Raw genomic sequence first — 23,419 nt, 5'->3', positions numbered from 1 at the left:
TCAGCGGCGCCAGGAACACGGGCTCAGCGTTTAAGCGACGGCGCAGGCTGGGTGATTTCCATGGGTGCGTCAGTCTTGCTGGCCCAAAGGCTTTGGGCGTAACCCGTGGTCACGACACCCAGGCCGAACAGAATGACCAGAATCCACAACAAATCCGGTTTGCGTTTCATCGATTGCCCCCCTCAAGGCATATCACACACGATGACAGCAGCGGTTTTCTTATTGGCCGTGCAGCAGCGTCAAGCTTGGAAGGCCGGCATTTTGCGGCAACCTGCGACGACACGCAAACTCTGGCGTCAACCGACTGTCGGTTTGTCATAAAATCGCTGAACTATTTTTAACTACACCGCCAAGGAGTAGAAGTCATGGCCTACTGGCTAATGAAATCCGAGCCCGACGAACTGTCCATCCAAGGCCTGGAAAAGCTCGGCCAGGCACGCTGGGACGGGGTTCGCAATTACCAGGCACGCAATTTCCTGCGGGGCATGGCGGTAGGCGACTCGTTTTTCTTCTACCACTCCAGTTGCCCCGAGCCGGGCATCGCTGGCATCGGGCAGATCGTTCGTGCGGCCTACCCTGATCCCACGGCGCTGGAGCCCGACAGTCACTACTTCGACCCCAAGGCCACCGCGGAAAAAAATCCCTGGACCGCCATCGATGTAGCCCATGTCGAAACCTTCACCCGTGTGCTGAAGCTCGATTTCCTCAAACAGCAAACCGCTCTGGCCGAAATGCCGCTGGTGCAGAAAGGCTCTCGACTGTCGGTGATGCCGGTGACGGCGCAGCAGTGGGCGGCAGTGGTTGCGCTAAAGCCCTAGATTCATCGGCGCCCTTCAGATTGCCTTCGCGAGCAAGCCCGCTCCCACAGGGGGATCTGCAGTGAACGGAGATTCAGTGTGGGAGCGGGCTTGCTCGCGAATAGGCCCGACCAGACAGCAAAAAACCTACTGAATGATCAAGTTGTTGAACAACAGATCATCCACCATCGGCTTGCCGGTCTCGTCGTTCATCACCTGCTGGGTCTGCTTCAACGCTTCCTGACGCAGCTTTTCCTTGGCCTCCAGGCTATTCATCGTCTCGCTGGTCTGCTGCGAGAACAACGCCACCAACTGGTTGCGAATCAGCGGCTCGTTGGCCTTCACTGCCGCAACCGCGGCGTCGCCGGTCACACGCAAGGCCACATCGGCCTTGTAGACCTTCAGCTTCGCCGTGCCGTCCAGGCCGTAGTTGCCTACAAATGGCGGGCTGAGCGTGATGTAGCTGACTTTCGGTGCCTCGCCCTCTTTGGCTTCCTTGGCCTCTTCGGCCATTACTGCTGCCGGCACCGACAGGGCCAGCATCAACACGATCCACGCTTTCACATTTGACTCCTCATCCGGTTTGCGGCCCAGCATACCGCCCCGCCGTTCAAGCACAAGCTTATGGCCGGCTATCAGGGCGGGGCATGCTCGTTGACCCGTTGACTCTCACACCTACACTTATCGGCCATCACTCCCAAAGGAATAGCCCTGATGAAAGCCGTGCTGTGCAAAGAATTCGGCCCCGCCGAATCGCTGGTGCTGGAAGAGGTCGCCAGCCCCATCGCGAAGAAGAACGAAGTACTGCTGGACGTGCATGCCGCCGGGGTGAATTTCCCTGACACGCTGATCATCGAGGGCAAATATCAGTTCAAGCCACCCTTCCCGTTCTCCCCGGGCGGCGAGGCGGCGGGGGTGGTCAGCGACGTCGGTGAAAAGATCAGCCATCTGAAAGTCGGCGACCGGGTCATGGCGCTGACCGGCTGGGGCAGTTTTGCCGAACAGGTGGCGGTGCCCGGCTATAACGTGCTGCCGATCCCACCGTCCATGGACTTCAACACCGCCGCGGCATTCAGCATGACCTATGGCACCTCGATGCACGCGCTCAAGCAACGGGCCAATCTGCAATCTGGCGAAACGCTGCTGGTGCTGGGCGCCTCCGGTGGGGTCGGGCTGGCGGCGGTGGAAATCGGCAAGGCCATGGGCGCACGGGTGATCGCCGCCGCCAGCAGCGCCGAAAAACTCGCGGTTGCCAAGGCGGCCGGGGCCGATGAGCTGATCAACTACAGCGAAAACAACCTCAAGGACGAAATCAAACGCCTCACCGATGGTCAGGGTGCCGATGTGATCTACGATCCAGTGGGCGGCGACCTGTTCGACCAGGCCATCCGTGCCATTGCCTGGAACGGCCGGCTGCTGGTGGTCGGCTTTGCCAGCGGGCGCATTCCTGAGCTGCCGGTCAACCTCGCCCTGCTCAAGGGCGCCGCGGTGATGGGCGTGTTTTGGGGTTCCTTCGCCCAGCGCCAACCCCAGGACAATGCCGCGAATTTCCAGCAGTTGTTCGGCTGGTTCAGCGAAGGCAAGCTCAAGCCGCTGGTCTCGCAGGTTTACCCATTGGAAAACGCAGGCCAGGCAATCAACGACCTGGGTCAGCGCAAGGCCGTGGGGAAAGTGGTCGTGCAGGTGCGCTGAAACATCATGGCGGTCCGGGCATCCTGCGCCGGACCGCTATCGCACGCATCCGCAACCACTCGCCACCCCCTCCAGCCCTTCGCCTCACTACGCGCCTTCGCAAAAACCTGGCCGACGTTTTCCTACAACGCCACCTCCTGCGTCTGAACGAAATGTTCGCTTAAGAACATCCACAGTAAAAATTCCGCTGTTTAAGCGATGAGAAGCAATGCTATTTTCGGTAACGAAACTGTAACATTCGCATCCGCAGTCATAACAAGAATCTGGAGCTCCTTGAATGTTTGCCTTCTTTCGCCCTGCCGCACATCAGGCGTCACTGCCTGAAGAAAAAATAGACAGCACATACCGCCGCCTGCGCTGGCAGATCTTTGCCGGGATTTTCATCGGCTATGCCGGGTATTACCTGCTGCGCAAGAACTTTTCACTGGCGATGCCGTACCTGATCGACGAGGGTTACAGCCGTGGCGAGTTGGGCTTGGCGATGTCAGCCATCGCCATCGCCTACGGGCTGTCGAAGTTCTTGATGGGGCTGGTGTCCGACCGCTCCAACCCGCGCTACTTCCTGCCATTCGGCCTGCTGGTGTCGGCAGGCGTCATGTTCATTTTCGGATTCGCGCCCTGGGCGACGTCCAGCGTCACGATGATGTTCATCCTGCTGTTCATCAACGGCTGGGCCCAGGGCATGGGTTGGCCGCCCAGTGGCCGGACCATGGTGCACTGGTGGTCGCAGAAGGAACGCGGCGGCGTGGTGTCGGTATGGAACGTGGCGCATAACGTCGGTGGCGGCCTGATCGGCCCGCTGTTCCTGCTGGGAATGGGTTGGTTTAATGACTGGCACGCGGCATTTTATGTACCCGCTGCCGTAGCGCTCGCTGTTGCAGTGTTTGCCTTCGTGACCATGCGCGACACGCCGCAATCGGTAGGCCTGCCGCCGATCGAGAAGTACAAGAACGACTACCCTGAAGGTTACGACGCCAGCCACGAGAACGAATTCAGCGCCAAGGAAATCTTCGTCAAGTACGTGCTGCGCAACAAAATGCTCTGGTACATCGCCATGGCGAACGTGTTCGTCTACCTGCTGCGCTACGGCGTGTTGGACTGGGCGCCCACCTACCTCAAGGAAGCCAAGGGCTTCACCGTGGACAAGAGCTCCTGGGCTTATTTTTTCTACGAGTGGGCAGGCATTCCCGGCACGCTGTTGTGCGGCTGGATGTCGGACAAGATCTTCCGCGGCAACCGTGGCCTGACCGGCATGGTGTTCATGGCCCTGGTGACCGTGGCGACGCTGGTGTACTGGCTGAACCCGGCCGGCAACCCCACCGTGGACATGATCGCCCTGGTCTCCATCGGGTTCCTGATCTACGGCCCGGTCATGCTGATTGGTCTGCAAGCCCTGGAACTGGCACCGAAGAAAGCCGCCGGCACCGCCGCAGGCTTCACCGGTCTGTTTGGTTACCTGGGTGGCTCGGTCGCGGCCAGTGCCGCCATGGGCTACACCGTCGACCACTTTGGCTGGGACGGTGGCTTTGTCCTGCTGGTCGGTGCTTGCCTGCTGGCAATGGCCTTCCTCGCGCCAACCCTGTGGCACAAGCAAGTTGCCAGTCAGAGCCGCGAAGCGGTGGCCTGATCCAGCGCTGACTTGCAGCGCTTGAGCCGCGCCTCCAGATTCCGGTCTGGCATGGCGTGGCTGCGCAGGGCGTGGATGGTCTGCTCGACATAATCGCGAGTGGTGCCGAACCGCCCGCAAGCGCTTTCGAACACCTGGCTCAGCACATGGTCCGGCAGGTTGCCGGCATAGCTGGGCAGGTGTCGTTCCAGTACAAATCCCAAGGCCTGCACCCGGCTGCCATCCTCGAGACGGCAACTGAGCCAGTGAGGACGATAGGACGGGACCGGCATCTCGCGCTGCCACAAGGCAAACAGCGAATCCTCGAGGTTTTCCTCCGGCAAGCGGTAGGCAAACCCACTGCACGAACCGCCGCGATCCAGCCCGAACACCAGCCCCGGCATTTCCGGAGTGCCGCGATGTTCATGGGACCACAGGTACAAACCGCGATGATACCCATGGACCCGACCGCGCACCCGTTCCACCGCCGTGCATTCGGGCCGCCAGATCAATGAACCATACGCGAACAGCCAGACCGGCCCGCCCTGGTGCAGGCTCATGGTCGATTGCATCGAGGCGAGCAATTGCTCACGGGTCAGCCGTGGCCCCATGTCTAGGCGTGGAGGATAGAGGGGACAGGTAATGGCGGATTCGATAGCGGTCATGGCCGGTAGCGTTTGGCTCGCGGTTCAGTGGCTTGGCGCGTCAGGCTGCTGACGTTTGGCAGGAACAAGGCAAGTTAGATGCCATGGCGCGCCTATATACGTTATCGGTATTCATCCGAGAGCCTAAATACCGATACGAAATATAGAGGGTTATAAACAACCGTGGCGAGGGAGCTTGCTCCCGCCGGGCTGCGCAGCAGCTCTAATGACGACGGTTGCTTCGCAACCGAGCGGGAGCAAGCTCCCTCGCCACAAACGGCGTGGCCCTGGGCTTCGTTGGTCATGCCCGCGGAGCGTAGGCAAACACGTCGGCGCGCATCTGATGGGCGTCCATCCCGGCTTCTACCAGCGCATCGAGGGTGCCGTAGATCATCGCAGGCGAACCGCTGGCGTAGACATGCACGCTCGAAAGGTCGCTGATGTCCTCGCATACCGCTTCGTGGAGCATTCCGCAGCGACCTTCCCAACCGCACAAATCGCTGACGACTTTATGCAGGTACAGGTTCGGCAGCTTGCGCCATTCGTCCCAATGCTCGAGTTCATAGAAATCTTCCGGCCGCCGCACCCCCCAGTACAGGTGCACCGGGTGCTTGAAGCCCTGGGCCCGACAATGCTCGATCAGGCTGTGCATCTGCGCCATCCCGGTTCCGGCAGCGATCAGCACCAGCGGCTCCTCGGGCAGCTCGGACAAGTGCGTGTCGCCAAATGGCATTTCGACACGCACAGTGGGGTTGCGCCGCAGCTGCTCCAGCAGCGTTTGTGCACTGCTTTCGCGCGCCAGGACGTGCAACTCGAGGTCGCGCCCGGAATGCGGCGCCGAGGCCAGGGAGAATGCCGATTTCTCGCCGTTCTCCCGCTCGATCATCAGGTACTGCCCCGCGTGATAGCGCGGCGGCTTGCCCGCCGGCGCACGCAGGCGCACCCGCCAGACATCGCCGCCCATGTCGGCGCACTCGATCACCTGGCACGCCAGCTTGCGTACCGGCAACTCGCCTGGCGCCAGCACACCATCCCACAGCACCACGCAGTCCTCCAGGGGTTCGGCGATGCAGGTGAAAATCTCACCGTGATCGCGCACCTCGCCAGCCTGCTCCACACGCCCTTCCACCAGCAACGCCCCACACACGTGGCAGTTGCCGTTGCGGCAGCTTTGCGGGCACTCATAGCCCAGGCGCCGGGCGCCATCGAGAATCCGCTCGGCGGGCTGTATCTCCAGCACCGCCCCGGAAGGCTGCAAGGTTACACGCATCAATCTATTCCTAACTGATTCCAGATGGCATCGATCCGTTGGGTAACGGCTTCATCCTTAACGATAACCCGGCCCCATTCACGGGTGGTTTCACCGGGCCATTTGTGCGTGGCATCGAGGCCCATCTTCGAGCCGAGGCCAGACACCGGCGAGGCGAAGTCGAGGTAGTCGATCGGCGTGTTCTCGATCATCACCGTGTCGCGCTTGGGGTCCATGCGCGTGGTAATGGCCCAGATCACGTCGTTCCAGTCCCGTGCGTTGATATCGTCGTCAGTGACAATAACGAACTTGGTGTACATGAACTGTCGCAAAAACGACCAGACCCCCAGCATCACCCGCTTGGCGTGCCCCGGATACGACTTCTTCATGGTCACCACGGCCATCCGGTACGAACAACCTTCGGGCGGCAGGTAAAAGTCGGTGATTTCCGGAAACTGCTTTTGCAGGATCGGCACGAACACTTCGTTCAAAGCCACGCCGAGGATGGCCGGCTCGTCCGGTGGACGGCCGGTGTAGGTGCTGTGGTAGATCGGCTTGATCCGATGGGTGATGCGCTCCACGGTGAACACAGGGAAGCTGTCGACCTCGTTGTAATAACCGGTGTGGTCGCCATACGGACCTTCATCGGCCATTTCACCGGGATGAATCACACCTTCGAGGATGATTTCGGCGGTGGCCGGCACCTGCAGGTCGTTGCCGCGGCACTTCACCAGCTCGGTGCGGTTGCCGCGCAACAGCCCGGCAAAGGCGTATTCGGAGAGGCTGTCGGGCACCGGCGTGACAGCGCCGAGGATGGTCGCCGGGTCCGCGCCCAAGGCCACCGAGACCGGGAATGGCTGGCCGGGGTGCTTTTCGCACCATTCGCGATAATCCAGCGCGCCGCCCCGATGGCTCAGCCAGCGCATGATGACCTTGTTGCGGCCAATCACTTGCTGGCGATAGATCCCCAGGTTCTGGCGATCCTTGTTCGGGCCTTTAGTGACAGTCAGGCCCCAGGTGATCAACGGCCCGACGTCGCCCGGCCAGCAGGTCTGCACCGGGAGCATCGCCAGGTCGACATCGTCGCCCTCGATCACCACTTCCTGGCAGATCGCATCCTTGACGACTTTCGGCGCCATGGAAATGATCTTGCGGAAAATCGGCAGCTTGGACCAGGCGTCCTTCAGGCCTTTGGGCGGCTCGGGCTCCTTGAGGAACGCCAGCAGCTTGCCGATCTCGCGCAGCTCGCTGACCGAATCGGCGCCCATGCCCAGGGCCACGCGCTGCGGCGTACCGAACAGGTTGCCCAGCACCGGAATGTCGTAGCCCGTAGGGTTTTCGAACAACAGCGCCGGGCCTTTGGCCCGAAGCGTGCGGTCGCAGACTTCCGTCATTTCCAGCACTGGAGAGACAGGAACCTGGATGCGTTTCAACTCGCCGCGCTGCTCAAGCTGCTGCACGAAATCCCGAAGATCCTTGAATTTCATTGAGATGCCACCCCGAAAATAGGCGTACATCCTACCTGCTCCGGCGTCCGAACAGCAGCCCGTGCGTGCACGGCCGTCATCAATTGTCGGTTGTACCCAACAGTACCGGAGCGAACAGCGGACTCAGCCGTGCACTGCCTGCGTCAGAGAGATGATCCTCGTCCTTGTATTGCGTATGGCCATTAAGCTCCACACTGCAAACCCCACTGGCACACATCAGGGGTGTTGGATCGATGACGTGCACGCCGGGGTCGGCAGCGCTCATAGCGTCGAACAAAGTGCTGAGAAAGTGCTGGCGTGCCAGGTGCTCCTGGAGCGGACGCCCCAAGCCTTCGGCCGAGCGCCCGACCCGCGCCAGGCTTGTCAGCCTGCTGATCACACCTTTGCGTTGCAGTGGCACTTCCTTGAACAACCAGACTTGCGCGCCCGCCTCCCTTATCGCCTTGACCCGTGCCTGGAGTGCCGCGGCCATCCGCGCTTCGGCCTCGGCGGTGCTGTCATGGGCATTGAGCAACACCTTCCGATCGCCGTCCTCACGACCGTAGACGTACAGGCTCCAGTTCGACGCCAGCACCACATCCTTGATCTGCAAGCGGCGAACCTGCTCCATGGTGTGTTCATTAAAGTCCCGGCAGCGCTGGCGCGGGTCATCGCTGAGGATCGGCGGGCAGGCGCTCATGCTGTAAAGCCATACCGGCCGGCCTTCTCGTGTCGCGTTGTCTTCGATCGCCGGCAGCAGGGCCGCCGCGTGACTGTCGCCCCAGAACAACTGGGTCGCCGCAGCGTCTTTGTGTGCGCCAAGTAGGCACGCTCTGTCCTGGACCTTGTCGGAGGTCACCAGCATGCATTTCATCTGCCCGGCCCGCCAATCCCGCGCCTGGGCATACTCCAGCGCCTTCCCGCTCAGACGCTGGGGAAAACCATCGCTCGACCGCACCACCGACCCCGTCACCGCCAGGACCGCCATGGCCAGCAAGCCACCCAGCAACACCGGCTTGCGCCCGGCCAGCAGGCGCTTGTCCCGAAACGGCAGTTCGACGAAGCGCCAGCTCAACCAGGCCAGGCCCAGCGCCAACAGTATCCAGCCCGCGGCTTCTGCGTGCTGGATACCGTCGATGGAAATGGCGTTGGCATAGACGAATACCGGCCAGTGCCACAAGTACAGGGAATAGGAAAGCAAACCGACCCAGACCATCGCCCTGGTACTCAGCGCCCGGGCGACCCAGGTCGGGCCCTGGGCACCCGACCAGATGAGCGCGGTGGCCCCGAGCACGGGCAGCAAAGCGGCCCACCCAGGGAACGTCGTGGTCTTGTCGAAGCTGAAAATCGCGATCAGGACACCGGCCAACCCCGCTACGCCGACACCCTGATAGAGCCACGGCTTCACTGCTTGCCTTGGCGCTGGCAAGACCGCAAGCATCGCCCCGCACAACAGTTCCCAGGCACGGGTTGGCAAGGAGAAGAAGGCGACGTCGGGCTTGCGCTCGATAAAAACAATGTTCAACCCGAAGGAAACCAGCAGCACGGCCAACAGCATCCAGCGCCAATGGCGAAGATGGCGCATCAATAACGCCATCAGCAGCGGGAAGAAAATGTAGTACTGCTCTTCCACAGCCAGGGACCAGGTGTGAAGCAACGGCTTGAGGTCCGACGCAGGCTCGAAATAGCCATCCTCGCGCATGAACAGGATGTTGGAGATAAACAGCGACTGATAGCGAACGGTCCTGCCCAGCTCCGAGAAGTCCTTGGCCGTCAGCAACAACCAGCCGAGGATCAACGTCGCCAACATCATCACGCTCAGGGCCGGAATGATGCGTCGCGCCCGGCGCGCCCAGAAATCAACGAAGCTGAAGCGTTGCGCGCCGATCTCGCGAAACAGGATGCTGGTGATCAGGAATCCGGAGATGACAAAGAAGACATCGACCCCGACGAAGCCGCCGCTGAACGAGCTGAAGCCAAAGTGAAACAACACCACCGGAATAACGGCCAGCGCTCTCAAGCCGTCGATATCACGGCGATTGCCGAACGTGTGCATAACGCTCCTTGTCAATTTAGATACCCATGATTGAGCACGGACACCTGCAGCCTGCGAAAGTTGTCACTTTGATACAAATGCTGCGAAAAAAAAGAGCGCCCCTGTTCAGGGCGCTCTTTGTTGAAGCGGACTTCGTATTACTTGCGCTTCATCGACAGGAAGAACTCATCGTTGGTCTTGGTCGTTTTCAGCTTGTCGACCAGGAACTCGATGGCAGCGACTTCATCCATCGGATGCAGCAGCTTGCGCAGGATCCACATGCGCTGCAACTCGTCGTCGGCGGTCAGCAACTCTTCGCGGCGCGTGCCGGAACGGTTGATGTTGATCGCCGGGAATACACGCTTCTCGGCGATGCGACGATCCAGAGGCAGTTCCATGTTGCCGGTGCCCTTGAATTCCTCGTAGATCACTTCGTCCATCTTCGAGCCGGTTTCAACCAGCGCGGTGGCGATGATGGTCAGCGAGCCGCCTTCTTCGATGTTGCGCGCGGCGCCGAAGAAACGCTTGGGCTTTTCCAGCGCGTGGGCGTCGACACCACCGGTCAGCACCTTGCCGGAGCTCGGGATCACGGTGTTGTAGGCCCGGGCCAGACGGGTGATGGAGTCCAGCAGGATCACTACGTCTCTCTTGTGCTCGACCAGGCGCTTGGCCTTCTCGATCACCATCTCGGCAACCTGCACGTGGCGGGTCGGCGGCTCGTCGAACGTCGAGGCGACCACTTCGCCGCGCACGGTGCGCTGCATCTCGGTCACTTCTTCCGGACGCTCGTCGATCAGCAGCACGATCAGATGAACTTCAGGATTGTTACGGGCGATGTTGGCCGCGATGTTCTGCAACATGATCGTCTTGCCCGCTTTCGGCGGCGCCACGATCAGGCCGCGCTGGCCTTTGCCGATGGGTGCGCACAGGTCGATCACACGACCGGTGAGGTCTTCGGTGGAACCGTTGCCGGCTTCCATCTTCATGCGCACGGTCGGGAACAGCGGGGTCAGGTTCTCGAAGAGAATCTTGTTCTTCGCGTTTTCCGGACGGTCGAAGTTGATCGTGTCGACCTTGAGCAGCGCGAAATAACGCTCGCCTTCCTTGGGAGGGCGGATCTTGCCAACGATGGTGTCACCGGTGCGCAAGTTGAAACGACGGATCTGGCTCGGCGAGACGTAGATATCGTCTGGGCCGGCGAGATAGGAAGCGTCTGCGGAGCGGAGGAAGCCGAAGCCGTCCTGGAGAATCTCCAGCACGCCATCACCGGAGATTTCCTCGCCGCTTTTCGCGTGCTTCTTGAGCAGGGAGAAAATCACGTCCTGCTTGCGCGAACGGGCCATATTTTCTATGCCCATCTGTTCGGCCAATTCGAGCAGTTCGGTAATCGGCTTTTGCTTGAGTTCAGTCAGATTCATATAGGAATGACGTAATCATTTATGGAGGGGGGAAATTAAGCTTTTGGCTTAATGAGGCCGCGCCGCGGCGAAGGCGACAGGATCGCGTACTTGTTCGAAAGGAGTGCGTCGGCGACGGCTTGCAGGGGGCACTGGAGAAACCGGTGCGGGGCCGAATGTAACACCTGGGTTTGCGAGCGTCTAGCCCCGGATAACGAAAAAGCCCCGCGATTCGCGGGGCCTTTCCATTGGCATTCGGCGCTTAGATGTTGGCGTCGAGGAAAGCCGCCAGCTGCGACTTCGACAGCGCACCGACCTTGGTGGCCTCGACGTTGCCGTTCTTGAACAGCATCAGGGTCGGAATACCACGCACGCCGTGCTTGGCCGGAGTCTCCTGGTTTTCGTCGATGTTCAGCTTGGCAACGGTCAGCTTGCCTTTATAGGTCTCGGCAATCTCGTCCAGGACCGGGGCGATCATTTTGCACGGACCGCACCACTCAGCCCAATAGTCCACCAGTACAGCGCCTTCGGCCTTGAGTACGTCAGCCTCGAAGCTAGCGTCGCTAACGTGTTTGATCAGATCGCTGCTCATGGAAATCTCCGGGGTTGTCAGCAAAAAAACGTGGCCCATCATAGCCGCCCTTCCCGGGTTCAGGAAGCCGCAGTTGATTGAGTCTCGCTATGGCGCACGTTGCATTTGGGTATAGCTCAGTTCACGAGGCAGAAGGCGCAACGAAGGAAATTCCGGTACGCAAGGCAGCATTACGCACATGTTCCTGCATGGCTTTCTGCGCGGCGCCCGAAGCGCGACGGGCCAGGGCGCGAAGGATCTTGCGGTGTTCCTGCCAGGTTTCCATGGCTCGTTCCGCCCTGATGAACGGTAGCTTCTGGCTCTCCAGGAAGAGGTCGGCAGTGGCGGTGAGGATGCTCAGCATCGCCTGGTTCCCGCCAGCAACCAGAATTCGCCGATGAAAGTCGAAATCCAGGCGCGCCGCTGCGTCGAAATCCCCGACCTTCAATTCCCGGCGCATGGCTTCGACGTTATCTTCCAGAGCGTCCAGTTCATCGGTGCTCAGGGTCAGTGCCGCCAGCCCCGCCGCGAACCCCTCCAGGGCGTAGCGCAACTGGAAGATGTCCACCGGCGAGGCCTGGGCCGCGAACGGCCAGCCCGGCGTCGACTCGCTGCGCACCAGCTCTGCCGGCGACTGCACGAACACTCCCTTGCCCGGCTGCACGCTGATCAGTCCCAGCGCACTCAACGAGGACAACGCCTCGCGCAGCGACGCCCGGCTTACGCCCAATCGCAGCGCCAGGTCCCGTTGCGAAGGCAACGCATCTCCCGGGCCGAAGCCTTCATCGGCGATCAGTTTGCGGATGGCTTGCAGGGCCACTTCAGGAACGGCGCGAGCGATGGAGTACATGATTTTCGAGACAGACCAAGGCAATGAGCGACCAGTTTTAAAGCTATTCGCCGCGCCGGGCAAGTCGTGCCCCAGCGGGGTTCGACGACCATTACCGGCGCCCGATAAAGGTGCGAAACGCCGCACAACTGTTCAGACCAGTAAGACCTCATGGCACCAGCAAAGCCGTGGCTTTGACGGATGAAAAAGCGCTTTGGCATGGCCTGTGCTCTGTCCGAATGCAGAAATCACCTCACCGATTGCGGAGACCCGCCATGATTCAGCGTTGCAGCGCCCTGCTCACTGCTCTGTTCGCCAGCCTGATGCTTTGTCAGCTGCCCGCCCACGCCGATGGCCTGGACGACGTAGTCAAGCGCGGCACCCTCAAGGTCGCGGTCCCCCAGGACTTCCCTCCATTCGGATCGGTGGGCCCGGACATGAAGCCTCGCGGCCTGGACATCGACACCGCGAAATTGCTGGCCGACCAGCTCAAGGTCAAGCTTGAACTGACACCGGTCAACAGCACCAACCGCATTCCGTTCCTGACCACCGGGAAGGTCGACCTGGTGATCTCCAGCCTGGGCAAGAACCCGGAGCGTGAGAAAGTCATCGATTTTTCCAGTGCCTATGCGCCGTTCTACCTGGCCGTGTTCGGTCCGCCCGACGCCGCGATCAACGGCCTGGATGACCTCAAGGGCAAGACCATCAGCGTCACCCGGGGCGCCATCGAAGACATCGAACTGACCAAGGTCGCCCCCGAAGGCGCCACCATCAAGCGCTTCGAAGACAACAACTCGACCATCGCCGCCTACCTGGCCGGCCAGGTGGACCTGATCGCCAGCGGCAACGTGGTGATGGTCGCCATCAGCGAGCGCAGCCCCAAGCGCGTCCCGGCCTTGAAGATCAAGCTCAAGGATTCGCCGGTCTACGTCGGCGTGAACAAGAACGAGCCGGCGTTGCTGGACAAGGTCAACCAGATCCTCGCCACCGCCAAGACCGACGGCAGCCTGGAAAAAAATGCCCTGACCTGGCTCAAACAACCCCTGCCGGCCGACCTCTGACCGACGCCTGAGAGATTGAGCATGGCTTATCAGTTCGACTTTCTACCGGTGGTGCAGAACACCGAGCTGTTGTTGCGCGGCGCGTTGTTCACCCTGGAGCTGACGGCCATCGGTGCGTTGCTCGGCGTCAGCCTGGGCATCGTCGGGGCCGTGGTGCGAGCGTGGAACATTCGTCCGTTCGCGGCGATATTCGGTGTGTACGTGGAGCTGATCCGCAATACGCCGTTCCTGGTGCAGTTGTTCTTCATCTTCTTCGGCTTGCCGTCCCTGGGCTTGCAGATTTCGGAATGGCAGGCGGCAGTGCTGGCGATGGTGATCAATCTCGGCGCCTACTCCACCGAGATCATCCGTGCCGGCATCCAGGCCATCCCACGCGGGCAACTGGAGGCCGCCGCGGCCCTGGCGATGAGCCGCTTCGAGGCCTTTCGCCACGTGGTGCTGCTGCCGGCGCTGGGCAAGGTCTGGCCGGCCCTGAGCAGCCAGATCATCATCGTGATGCTGGGCTCGGCGGTCTGCTCGCAGATTGCCACCGAAGAGCTGAGCTTCGCCGCCAACTTCATTCAGTCGCGCAACTTCCGCGCCTTTGAAACCTATGCACTGACCACGCTGATCTACCTCTGCATGGCGCTGTTGATCCGCCAGTTCCTGAACTGGCTGGGACAGCGCTACATTTCCAGGAGCGGCCAATGAGCGAATTCACGCTGTGGGACGTGATACGCAATCTGCTCACCGGCCTGCAATGGACCCTGGCGCTGTCGTTGGTGGCGTTTGTCGGCGGCGGCGTGATCGGCTTGCTGGTGATGGTACTGCGCATCTCAAAAAACGCTGTGTCGCGCAATCTCGCCCGCACCTACATCGAGCTGTTCCAGGGCACGCCGCTGTTAATGCAGCTGTTCCTGGTATTCTTCGGCGTGGCCCTGGCCGGGGTGGAAATTTCACCGTGGATGGCCGCAGCGATTGCCTTGACGCTCTTTACCAGCGCCTATCTGGCAGAGATCTGGCGCGGTTGCGTCGAGGCGATTCCCAACGGTCAGTGGGAAGCCTCCTCAAGCCTGGCCCTCAATCCGCTGGAGCAATTGCGCTATGTGATCCTGCCTCAGGCCCTGCGCATCGCCGTGGCGCCGACCGTGGGCTTTTCCGTGCAAGTGGTCAAGGGCACGGCGGTCACTTCGATCATCGGCTTTACCGAACTGACCAAGACCGGCGGCATGCTCGCCAACGCCACGTTCGAGCCGTTCATGGTCTATGGCCTGGTGGCCCTCGGTTATTTCCTGCTCTGCTACCCCTTGTCCCTCAGTGCGCGCTACCTGGAAAGGAGACTGCATGCCTCTGCTTAGAATTTCCGCCCTGCATAAATACTATGGCGACCACCACGTGCTCAAAGGCATCGACCTGAGCATCGAGGAAGGCCAGGTGGTGGCGATCATCGGCCGCAGCGGCTCGGGAAAATCCACCTTGCTGCGCACCCTCAATGGCCTGGAGTCGATCAACGACGGCGTGATTGAAGTCGATGGCGAATACCTCGACGCGGCCCGTGCCGATCTGCGCAGCCTGCGACAGAAAGTCGGGATGGTGTTCCAACAGTTCAACCTGTTCCCGCACCTGACCGTCGGCGAAAACGTGATGCTCGCGCCGCAGGTCGTACAGAAAGTATCCAAGGCCAAGGCCGTCGAGCTGGCGCGGCAGATGCTGGAACGGGTCGGGCTCGGTGAAAAATTCGATGCCTTCCCGGACCGTTTGTCCGGCGGCCAACAGCAACGGGTGGCGATTGCCCGCGCCCTGGCAATGTCGCCGAAGGTACTGCTGTGCGATGAGATCACCTCGGCCCTGGACCCGGAACTGGTCAATGAAGTGCTCAGCGTGGTGCGGCAACTGGCGAAGGAAGGCATGACGCTGATCATGGTCACCCACGAAATGCGCTTCGCCCGGGAGGTCGGCGACAAACTGGTGTTCATGCACCAGGGCAAGGTGCATGAGGTGGGCGATCCCAAGGTGTTGTTCGCTGCTCCGCAAACGGCAGAGCTGGCGAACTTTATCGGGATGGTCGAGCCTGCTGCCTGACTTGTGGCGAGGGAGCTTGCTCCCGCTGGGCTGCGAAGCAGCCCCATGACCATTCGACCCGGCCCATCAGGAAAACCCGGTTGGCCGGTTTCACGACTGCTTCGCAGCCGAGCGGGAGCAAGCTCCCTCGCCACTGGGACTGCTCTGGCTCAAGGGTTTGTCTCAGGTGCGTTGGCGTAAGCGGTCGATCGTGGCAGGATGGCGAGGTTATCGACCGAGACTTTTTGACCATGCCGCCATCCCAAGCCAAGAATCTGTCCCTGATCGCTGCCATAGACCTGGGCTCCAACAGCTTCCACATGGTCGTCGCCAAGGCCCAGAACGGGGAAATCCGCATTCTTGAGCGGCTCGGCGAGAAGGTCCAGCTGGCCGCCGGCATCGACGAAGAACGCAAGCTGAGCGAAGAATCGATCCAGCGCGGCCTCGATTGCCTCAAGCGGTTTGCCCAACTGATCAACGGCATGCCCCTGGGCGCGGTGCGGATCGTCGGCACCAACGCCCTGCGCGAGGCGCGCAACCGTGGCGAGTTCATCCGCCGCGCCGAAGAGATTCTCGGCCATCCGGTGGAAGTCATCTCCGGCCGTGAGGAAGCACGCCTGATCTACCTCGGTGTTTCCCACACCCTGGCCGACACGCCCGGCAAGCGCCTGGTGGCGGACATCGGCGGTGGCAGTACCGAGTTCATCATCGGCCAACGCTTCGAACCGCTGCTGCGCGAAAGCCTGCAGATGGGCTGCGTCAGCTACACCCAGCGTTATTTCCGCGATGGCAAGATCACCCCAGCCCGCTACGCCCAAGCCTACACGGCGGCGCGCCTGGAAATCATGAGCATCGAACACGCCCTGCACCGCCTGACCTGGGACGAAGCCATCGGCTCCTCGGGGACCATTCGCGCCATCGGCCTGGCGTTGAAGGCCGGCGGCCATGGTTCCGGCGAAGTCAACGCCGAGGGCCTGGCCTGGCTCAAGCGCAAGGTCTTCAAGTTGGGCGAATCGGACAAGATCGATTTCGAAGGCATCAAGCCTGATCGCCGGGCGATTTTTCCGGCCGGCCTGGCGATCCTCGAAGCGATTTTCGACGCCCTTGAGTTGCAACGCATGGACCACTGTGAGGGCGCCCTGCGTGAAGGCGTGCTCTATGACCTGCTGGGTCGCCATCATCACGAAGACGTCCGTGAACGCACCCTGGGCTCGCTCATGGAGCGTTATCACGTCGATCAGGAACAGGCCGCCCGGGTCGAGCGCAAGGCGCTGCACGCCTTCGACCAGGTGGCCGACGATTGGGAGCTGAACGACGGCGTCTGGCGCGAACTGCTCGGCTGGGCCGCCAAGGTGCATGAGGTGGGCCTAGACATCGCCCACTATCACTACCACAAGCACGGCGCCTACCTGATCGAGCACTCGGACCTGGCAGGCTTCTCCCGGGAAGACCAGCAAATGCTCGCGCTGCTGGTGCGTGGGCACCGACGCAATATTCCCAAGGATAAATTTGCCGAGTTCGGCGAGGACGGCATCAAGCTGATTCGCCTGTGCGTGCTGCTGCGCTTCGCGATCCTGTTCCACCACATCCGCGGCACCCAGGAAATGCCCCAGGTAGCCCTGCGCGCCGATGGCGATCAACTGGACGTGGTGTTCCCCGCGAACTGGCTGGAAGAGAACCAACTGACCCAGGCCGACTTCGCCCAGGAAGCGGACTGGCTGACCCGGGTCGGGATTGTGCTGAACATTCACTGATCCCGCAGCTCAGAGCCCCATTGTGGCGAGGGAGCTTGCTCCCGCTGGGCTGCGAAGCAGCCCCAGATCTTGGGAGGGCTTCGCCCTCCAACGGGAGCAAGCTCCCTCGCCACAAAAGCCAACCTGCCTACTACCGTTTAGCGAACCGGCAACACCGGGCTGCTCAGGCGCTCCAGCAAGGTCGCCTGGGCGCTGCGCGGGTTCTGGTTGCCGGTCGGCGTGTTGCGGATGTAGCGACCGTCCGATTGCAGGCTCCAGCTGTGGGTGTTGTCGGTGAGGTAGCTTTCCAGCTCCTTCTTGACCCGCAGGATCAGCTTCTTGCCTTCCACCGGGAAGCAGGTCTCGACGCGCTTGTCGAGGTTGCGCTCCATCCAGTCGGCACTGGAGAGGAACATCTGCTCCTCGCCGCCGTTGAGGAAGTAGAACACCCGCGTGTGTTCCAGGAAGCGGCCGATGATCGAGCGCACGTGGATGTTATGGGAGACCCCCGGGATGCCCGGTCGCAAGCAGCACATGCCGCGCACCACCAGGTCGATGCGCACGCCCGACTGGCTGGCCTTGTACAACGCACGGATGATCTTCGGATCGGTCAGCGAGTTGAACTTGGCGATGATGTGGGCCGGCTTGCCATCCAGGGCGAACTGCGTCTCCCGGGTGATCATGTCGAGCATGCCCTTCTTCAGGGTGAACGGCGCATGCAGCAGTTTTTTCATGCGCAGGGTCTTGCCCATGCCGATCAACTGGCTGAACAACTTACCGACGTCTTCGCACAAGGCATCGTCGGAGGTCAGCAGGCTGTAGTCGGTGTATAAACGAGCGTTGGCCGCGTGGTAGTTACCAGTGCCCAAGTGCGCGTAACGGACGATCTCGCCGGCCTCGCGCCGCAGGATGAGCATCATCTTGGCGTGAGTCTTGAAGCCGACCACGCCGTAGATCACCACCGCACCGGCCGCTTGCAGGCGGCTGGCCAGTTGCAGGTTGGACTCTTCGTCGAAGCGCGCACGCAATTCGATCACCGCCGTGACTTCCTTGCCGTTGCGCGCCGCGTCCACCAGGGCGTCGACGATTTCCGAGTTGGCGCCACTGCGGTACAGAGTCTGGCGCACCGCCAGGACGTGCGGGTCCTTGGCGGCCTGGCGCAACAAATCGACCACCGGCGTGAACGACTCGAACGGGTGCAGCAGCAAGATATCCTGCTTGCTGATCACGCTGAAAATGTTCTCGCTGTTTTGCAGCAGCTTCGGGATCTGTGGCGTGAACGGCGCGTATTGCAGCTCCGGATGGCTGTCCAGGCCGGTGATGCTGAACAGTCGCGTCAGGTTGACCGGGCCGTTGACTTGATACAGCTCGGTCTCATGCAGGTTGAACTGCTTGAGCAGGTAATCGGACAGGTGTTTGGGGCAGGTGTCCGCCACTTCCAGGCGCACCGCGTCGCCGTAGCGGCGGGAGAACAACTCGCCGCGCAGGGCGCGGGCCAGGTCTTCGACGTCCTCGGTGTCCACCGACAGGTCGGCGTTACGGGTCAGGCGGAACTGGTAGCACCCCTTTACCTTCATGCCCTGGAACAGGTCATCGGCGTGGGCGTGGATCATCGACGACAGGAACACATAATTGTCGCCAGGGCCGCCGACGTCTTCCGGCACCCGGATGATGCGTGGCAGCAGGCGCGGCGCGGGAATGATCGCCAGGCCGGAATCGCGACCGAAGGCGTCGATGCCTTCCAGTTCGACGATGAAGTTCAGGCTCTTGTTCACCAGCAGCGGGAACGGGTGCGTCGGGTCGAGGCCGATCGGGGTGATGATCGGTGCGATTTCATCGCGGAAGTAACGGCGCACCCAGGTCTTGATCTTGGTGTTCCAGTTACGACGACGGATGAAGCGGACCTGATGTTTTTCCAGCTCCGGCAACAGGATATCGTTGAGGATCGCGTATTGGCGATCCACATGGCCGTGGACCAGCTCGCTGATGCGCGCCAGGGCCTGGTGTGGCTGCAAGCCGTCGGCACCGGCCTGCTCACGGGCGAACGTGATCTGCTTTTTCAGGCCGGCGACGCGGATTTCGAAGAACTCATCCAGGTTGCTGGAAAAGATCAGCAGGAACTTCAGCCGCTCCAGCAACGGATAGGACTCATCCAGCGCCTGCTCCAGCACGCGGATGTTGAACTGCAGTTGCGACAGCTCGCGGTGGATGTACAGGCTGCTGTCATCCAGGTTGGGAATCGCAATCGCCGGGGCCGGGGCGGGCTCGGTGACCGCCGGGGGAGCGGGCTCCATTTCCGGCGGCGTTTCGGCGATCTGCTCGACCACGGGTTGAGCGTCTTTTACGGCAACTTCAGAGAGTCCTTCGGTATTCATCGCAAGTTCCTGGGAGGCTATTTCTGCTCTCGTAACAATTGGGCGGCGCGCACGGCGAAGTAGGTCAGGATGCCGTCCGCCCCTGCGCGTTTAAATGCGGTCAAGGATTCGAGGATCACCCCTTCGCTCAACCAGCCGTTCTGGATGGCCGCCATGTGCATGGCGTACTCGCCGCTGACCTGATAAACGAGGGTCGGCACTTTGAATTCGTCTTTGACCCGGCAAAGAATGTCGAGGTAAGGCATGCCCGGCTTGACCATGACCATGTCTGCGCCTTCTGACAAGTCGGCCGCCACTTCGTGCAAGGCCTCGTCGCTGTTGGACGGGTCCATCTGATAAGAGGCCTTGTTGGCCTTGCCCAGGTTCAGGGCCGAGCCGACCGCGTCACGGAACGGGCCGTAGTAGGCGCTGGCGTACTTGGCCGAATAGGCCATGATCCGCACATTGACGTGACCGGCCACTTCGAGGGCTTCGCGGATCGCCTGGATGCGCCCGTCCATCATGTCCGACGGCGCCACCACTTGGGCACCGGCCTCGGCGTGGGACAGCGCCTGCCGGACCAGTGCATCGACGGTGATGTCGTTCTGCACGTAGCCATCTTCATCAATGATGCCGTCCTGGCCGTGGGTGGTGAACGGGTCCAGCGCTACGTCGGTGATCACCCCCAGCTCCGGGAAACGCGCGCGCAGGGCACGGGTCGCGCGCTGGGCAATGCCCTCAGGGTTCCAGGCTTGCGCAGCGTCCAGGGATTTGAGCGCCGGTGGCGTCACCGGGAACAGCGCCAGGGCCGGGATGCCCAGCTCGACCCAGTTCGCGGCTTCTTCGAGCAGCAGGTCGATGGTAAGGCGCTCTACCCCAGGCATCGACGCCACCGCTTCGCGACGGTTCTCACCCTCCAGCACGAACACCGGCAGAATCAGGTCATCGGTGGTCAGTACGTTTTCACGCACCAGCCGACGCGAAAACTCGTCACGACGATTGCGACGCAGGCGGGTGGCAGGGAACAGACGATTGGCGGGGGTAAAGCTCACGGCAGACTCCTGAGCCCGCGCTGGCGGGCGAGCGTGACAGTTATAAGCGCTCATTATGACGAACACATTACAGAAGTGTTGCGCCTGTGACGGGCTGTCGCAGTTATTGTGGTTGTAGGAAATGTTCACGTCGAGACACATTTCGATACTTTCCTGAATGTGCCCGAAGGGTTAGGCTGCGCGTTCATTTCGCCAGCACCCAGACAATGCTCCAGCAATTTCTACATGACTTCGGCTACTTGGCCCTCTTTATCGGGACGTTCTTCGAAGGCGAAACCATCCTCGTGCTCGCAGGCTTCCTGGCGTTCCGTGGCTATATGGACATCAACCTGGTGGTGGTCGTGGCGTTCTGCGGCAGCTACGCAGGCGACCAGCTATGGTATTTCCTCGGTCGGCGGCACGGGCGCAAGCTGCTGGCGCGCAAGCCACGCTGGCAATTGATGGGCGATCGCGCGCTGGAACATATTCGCCGGCACCCGGACATCTGGGTCCTGAGCTTCCGCTTCGTCTACGGCTTGCGTACGGTGATGCCGGTGGCGATCGGCCTGTCCGGCTATCCGCCCGGCCGCTACCTATTGCTCAACGGCATCGGCGCGGCAGTCTGGGCCACGGCGTTGGCCGCTGCGGCGTACCACTTTGGCGCCGCGCTCGAAACCATCCTGCCCAGCATCAAGAAGTATGAACTGTGGGTGCTCGGCAGCCTGCTGGTGCTGGGTTTCGGATTGTGGCTGCGCCGACGCATCAAGAATGCGCGGCTGGCCAGGAAGGTGCTCGAAGCCGAGCGCCTGGAACAGGCCCGCAACGGCGAACCTACGACGCCAACCGAGTAACCCGGTTGCGGCAGCAATACAGCCCGATGCCACTGAGCAGGCTGTAACTGAGCAACCCGACCCAGGCGATGGGCTGGCCGGCCACAACCCGGCCAGCGGCGCCAGCCACACCAGTAGCAGCCCCGAGGCCAGCCGCAACAGCTCCAGCCTAGGCGCCCACGGGCGATTCTCCAGGGCCATGCCCAACACGAACAAGCCGAACGCCACCGCGCCCCAACCCAGTATCAGGGCGGCCACCGGCAGGCTGTGCTCCAGGTTCATCAGGTAGCTGCCCAAGGCGATGTAGATGCAGAATTGCAGCGCCACGTACCACTGCTGGCGCCCGTCCAGCGGGACTTCGAATTTGCGAAAGCGGCTCAGGTCCGGTTTGTCCAACGGGTACCTCGCAGCCACATCCGCCGGCCGCCAGCCGGTGGGCATGAACCAGATCCGCAGCTTGTCCCACCAGCGCCCGGCCCGCCGCGCATCGGCCCAGAGCTGGGCGTAGAACTGCAGGTTGGCCCACAGCGGATTCCAGCTCGCCAGCGGTGTGGTTACGCCGAAAATCACCGGCTCGTTGTCGTCTTCCTCCTGGAAGCTGCCGAACAGACGGTCCCAAATAATGAACACCCCGCCGTAGTTGCGATCCATGTAGAGAGGGTTCTGTGCATGGTGGGCACGATGATTGGACGGCGTGACGAAGCACCATTCCAGCCAGCCAAGCTTGGGAATGTGCTGGGTGTGCACCCAGAATTGATACAACAGGTTCAATGCCGCGACGCTGACGAACACCATCAGCGGCACGCCCGCTACGGCGAGCGGGACGTAGAAAATCCAGCTCAACAGAAACCCGGTGCTGGTCTGGCGCAGCGCGGTGGACAGGTTGTAGTCCTCGCTCTGGTGATGCACCGAATGGGCCGCCCAGAGAATGTTGCGCTCGTGGCCCATGCGGTGCAGCCAGTAGTAGCAGAAATCGTAGAGCACAAAGGCAAACACCCAGGTCCAGGCCTTGTCGGCCGGCAGCTGGAGCACCGCCAGATGCTTCAATGCAAAGGCGTAGGTCACCAGCCCCACGCCCTTGGTCAGCAGGCCGGTGGTGGTCGACAGCACCCCGGTGCTCAGGCTGTTGACCGCGTCCGCCAGGCGGTAGTGGCTCACCCCACGCCAGCGATCGGCCAGCAACTCGACGGCAATCAGCACGAAGAAGAACGGCACGGCATACAGAATGAAATTCATGACGCGACCCGAGCATGGAGGAACCCGCAGATTAGGTGTAGCCGCTGGATATCCCTATGGCAACGAGTGACAAATTAGTGGACATTTAACGCCATGAATCTGGAGAACAACCCATGAGCAAAAAAATTGCAGTGATCCTTTCCGGCTGTGGCGTGTACGACGGCGCCGAGATCCACGAAAGCGTGATCACCTTGCTGCGCCTCGACCAACGTGGGGCGCAAGTCCAGTGCTTCGCCCCGAATATCACCCAATTGCATGTGATCAATCATCTGACCGGCGAAGAAATGCCTGAAAGCCGCAACGTGCTGGTGGAATCGGCGCGCATCGCCCGGGGTGACGTCAAGGACCTGCGCGACGCCCGGGCCGAGGACTTCGACGCGCTGATCGTGCCGGGCGGTTTCGGTTCGGCGAAAAACCTTTCCAACTTTGCCGTTGAAGGCGCCGGCTGCACGGTCCAGCCAGAGGTCCTGGCATTGGCCGAAGCCTTCGCCGAGGCCGGCAAACCGGTGGGCCTGATCTGCATCTCCCCGGCCCTGGCGGCGAAAATCTATGGCCCTGGGGTGGTCTGCACCGTCGGCACGGATGCTGACACGGCAGCCGCAGTGACCAAAATGGGCGGCACTCACGAAGACTGCGCCGTCACCGACATCGTCGAAGACACCGCACGCAAACTGGTCACGACCCCGGCCTACATGCTGGCCAAGAACATCAGCGAAGCGGCTTCGGGGATCAACAAGCTGGTGGATCGGGTGCTGGAATTGACGCACGAGAACGATGCCTGAGCACCGCCACTCTCAATGTGGGAGCGGGCTTGCTCGCGAATGCGGTCTGTCAGCTAACAGATATGC

At 61.5% G+C, this 23,419-nt stretch carries 21 protein-coding genes and 1 pseudogene; 10 read left to right on the top strand and 12 right to left on the bottom strand.

Annotated features, from left to right (window positions below; all coding sequences use genetic code 11):
- Positions 1 to 23 precede the first annotated feature (23 nt).
- Entirely contained in the window at positions 24 to 170 is a 147-nt protein-coding gene (locus RGM2987_RS11665; RefSeq protein ID WP_245141047.1) for a hypothetical protein, read from the bottom strand.
- 195 nt (positions 171 to 365) lie between these two features.
- Here RGM2987_RS11665 and RGM2987_RS11660 point away from each other — a divergent pair, with 195 nt between their 5' ends.
- Positions 366 to 818 carry an EVE domain-containing protein gene (locus RGM2987_RS11660; RefSeq protein WP_245141044.1) on the top strand — a complete coding sequence of 151 codons (453 nt, stop codon included), beginning with the start codon at positions 366 to 368 and terminating at the stop codon, positions 816 to 818.
- A gap of 126 nt (positions 819 to 944) precedes the next feature.
- Here RGM2987_RS11660 and RGM2987_RS11655 read toward each other — a convergent pair whose 3' ends face one another.
- The gene (locus RGM2987_RS11655) at positions 945 to 1,361 is read right to left on the bottom strand and encodes a flagellar basal body-associated protein FliL (protein ID WP_245141042.1); all 417 of its coding nucleotides are present in this window, start codon (positions 1,359 to 1,361) and stop codon (positions 945 to 947) included.
- Between the two features lie 150 nt (positions 1,362 to 1,511).
- On the opposite strand from RGM2987_RS11655, the gene RGM2987_RS11650 reads away from it, so the two are divergent.
- Together RGM2987_RS11650 and glpT are read left to right on the top strand one after the other, a co-directional pair.
- On the top strand, positions 1,512 to 2,489 hold the full coding sequence (locus tag RGM2987_RS11650; RefSeq protein WP_245141040.1) for an NADPH:quinone oxidoreductase family protein: 978 nt from the start codon (positions 1,512 to 1,514) through the stop codon (positions 2,487 to 2,489).
- A 277-nt stretch (positions 2,490 to 2,766) separates the two neighbouring features.
- Positions 2,767 to 4,116, top strand: coding sequence for a glycerol-3-phosphate transporter (gene glpT, locus RGM2987_RS11645; RefSeq protein WP_245141038.1), 1,350 nt, complete (start codon positions 2,767 to 2,769; stop codon positions 4,114 to 4,116).
- Here glpT and RGM2987_RS11640 read toward each other — a convergent pair.
- The 7 genes from RGM2987_RS11640 to RGM2987_RS11610 all read right to left on the bottom strand — a co-directional run bounded on the left by RGM2987_RS11640 (position 4,092) and on the right by RGM2987_RS11610 (position 12,307).
- A complete protein-coding gene (locus tag RGM2987_RS11640; protein ID WP_245141036.1) occupies positions 4,092 to 4,760 on the bottom strand; it encodes a gamma-glutamylcyclotransferase in 669 nt (222 codons plus the stop codon). The two genes, glpT and RGM2987_RS11640, sit on opposite strands and share 25 nt — an antisense overlap.
- 280 nt (positions 4,761 to 5,040) lie before the next feature.
- Positions 5,041 to 6,009: a CDP-6-deoxy-delta-3,4-glucoseen reductase gene (locus RGM2987_RS11635; RefSeq protein ID WP_245141032.1), complete on the bottom strand. Its 969-nt coding sequence runs from the start codon at positions 6,007 to 6,009 to the stop codon at positions 5,041 to 5,043.
- Positions 6,009 to 7,475: a 4-hydroxy-3-polyprenylbenzoate decarboxylase gene (gene ubiD / locus RGM2987_RS11630; protein WP_245141030.1), complete on the bottom strand. Its 1,467-nt coding sequence runs from the start codon at positions 7,473 to 7,475 to the stop codon at positions 6,009 to 6,011. Before ubiD ends, RGM2987_RS11635 begins: the two co-directional genes overlap by 1 nt.
- Positions 7,476 to 7,554: 79 nt before the next feature.
- Positions 7,555 to 9,510 (bottom strand): acyltransferase family protein, encoded by a 1,956-nt coding sequence (locus RGM2987_RS11625; protein WP_245141028.1) that lies wholly within the window; start codon positions 9,508 to 9,510, stop codon positions 7,555 to 7,557.
- 137 nt (positions 9,511 to 9,647) lie between these two features.
- Complete coding sequence (rho, locus tag RGM2987_RS11620) at positions 9,648 to 10,907, bottom strand: transcription termination factor Rho (protein ID WP_245141026.1); 1,260 nt, start codon at positions 10,905 to 10,907, stop codon at positions 9,648 to 9,650.
- A gap of 241 nt (positions 10,908 to 11,148) precedes the next feature.
- Positions 11,149 to 11,478, bottom strand: a complete 330-nt coding sequence (gene trxA / locus RGM2987_RS11615; protein WP_003206727.1) for a thioredoxin TrxA — start codon at positions 11,476 to 11,478, stop codon at positions 11,149 to 11,151.
- A gap of 121 nt (positions 11,479 to 11,599) precedes the next feature.
- Positions 11,600 to 12,307 (bottom strand): FadR/GntR family transcriptional regulator, encoded by a 708-nt coding sequence (locus RGM2987_RS11610; RefSeq protein WP_245141024.1) that lies wholly within the window; start codon positions 12,305 to 12,307, stop codon positions 11,600 to 11,602.
- A 254-nt stretch (positions 12,308 to 12,561) separates the two neighbouring features.
- Here RGM2987_RS11610 and RGM2987_RS11605 point away from each other — a divergent pair, with 254 nt between their 5' ends.
- The 5 genes from RGM2987_RS11605 (at position 12,562) to ppx (ending at position 17,141) form a co-directional block, all read left to right on the top strand.
- The gene (locus tag RGM2987_RS11605; RefSeq protein ID WP_245141022.1) at positions 12,562 to 13,347 is read left to right on the top strand and encodes a transporter substrate-binding domain-containing protein; all 786 of its coding nucleotides are present in this window, start codon (positions 12,562 to 12,564) and stop codon (positions 13,345 to 13,347) included.
- Between the two features lie 21 nt (positions 13,348 to 13,368).
- Positions 13,369 to 14,037, top strand: coding sequence for an amino acid ABC transporter permease (locus RGM2987_RS11600; protein ID WP_245141020.1), 669 nt, complete (start codon positions 13,369 to 13,371; stop codon positions 14,035 to 14,037).
- Entirely contained in the window at positions 14,034 to 14,684 is a 651-nt protein-coding gene (locus RGM2987_RS11595) for an amino acid ABC transporter permease (protein ID WP_245141018.1), read from the top strand. Before RGM2987_RS11600 ends, RGM2987_RS11595 begins: the two co-directional genes overlap by 4 nt.
- Positions 14,671 to 15,408 carry an amino acid ABC transporter ATP-binding protein gene (locus RGM2987_RS11590; protein ID WP_245141016.1) on the top strand — a complete coding sequence of 246 codons (738 nt, stop codon included), beginning with the start codon at positions 14,671 to 14,673 and terminating at the stop codon, positions 15,406 to 15,408. Before RGM2987_RS11595 ends, RGM2987_RS11590 begins: the two co-directional genes overlap by 14 nt.
- Before the next feature lie 230 nt (positions 15,409 to 15,638).
- Positions 15,639 to 17,141 (top strand): exopolyphosphatase, encoded by a 1,503-nt coding sequence (gene ppx, locus RGM2987_RS11585; protein ID WP_245141014.1) that lies wholly within the window; start codon positions 15,639 to 15,641, stop codon positions 17,139 to 17,141.
- 137 nt (positions 17,142 to 17,278) lie between these two features.
- On the opposite strand, the gene ppk1 is transcribed toward ppx, so the two are convergent.
- Both ppk1 and hemB read right to left on the bottom strand, forming a co-directional pair.
- Complete coding sequence (gene ppk1 / locus RGM2987_RS11580; protein ID WP_245141011.1) at positions 17,279 to 19,495, bottom strand: polyphosphate kinase 1; 2,217 nt, start codon at positions 19,493 to 19,495, stop codon at positions 17,279 to 17,281.
- Between the two features lie 17 nt (positions 19,496 to 19,512).
- A complete protein-coding gene (gene hemB, locus RGM2987_RS11575) occupies positions 19,513 to 20,526 on the bottom strand; it encodes a porphobilinogen synthase (protein ID WP_245141008.1) in 1,014 nt (337 codons plus the stop codon).
- A 206-nt stretch (positions 20,527 to 20,732) separates the two neighbouring features.
- Here hemB and RGM2987_RS11570 point away from each other — a divergent pair, with 206 nt between their 5' ends.
- Positions 20,733 to 21,356: a DedA family protein gene (locus tag RGM2987_RS11570; protein ID WP_245141003.1), complete on the top strand. Its 624-nt coding sequence runs from the start codon at positions 20,733 to 20,735 to the stop codon at positions 21,354 to 21,356.
- On the opposite strand, the pseudogene RGM2987_RS11565 reads toward RGM2987_RS11570, so the two are convergent.
- Positions 21,337 to 22,571 (bottom strand): annotated as a pseudogene (locus tag RGM2987_RS11565) (sterol desaturase family protein). The gene RGM2987_RS11570 and the pseudogene RGM2987_RS11565 overlap by 20 nt on opposite strands.
- A 113-nt stretch (positions 22,572 to 22,684) precedes the next feature.
- On the opposite strand from RGM2987_RS11565, the gene elbB reads away from it, so the two are divergent.
- On the top strand, positions 22,685 to 23,353 hold the full coding sequence (gene elbB, locus RGM2987_RS11560) for an isoprenoid biosynthesis glyoxalase ElbB (protein ID WP_245141001.1): 669 nt from the start codon (positions 22,685 to 22,687) through the stop codon (positions 23,351 to 23,353).
- Positions 23,354 to 23,419: the final 66 nt, after the last annotated feature.

Origin of the sequence: Pseudomonas sp. RGM2987 (assembly GCF_022952855.1) — a bacterium.
Taxonomy (GTDB): domain Bacteria; phylum Pseudomonadota; class Gammaproteobacteria; order Pseudomonadales; family Pseudomonadaceae; genus Aquipseudomonas.
Note: the sequence above shows the minus strand (reverse complement) of the source record. Positions and strands in the feature narration are given on the sequence as shown.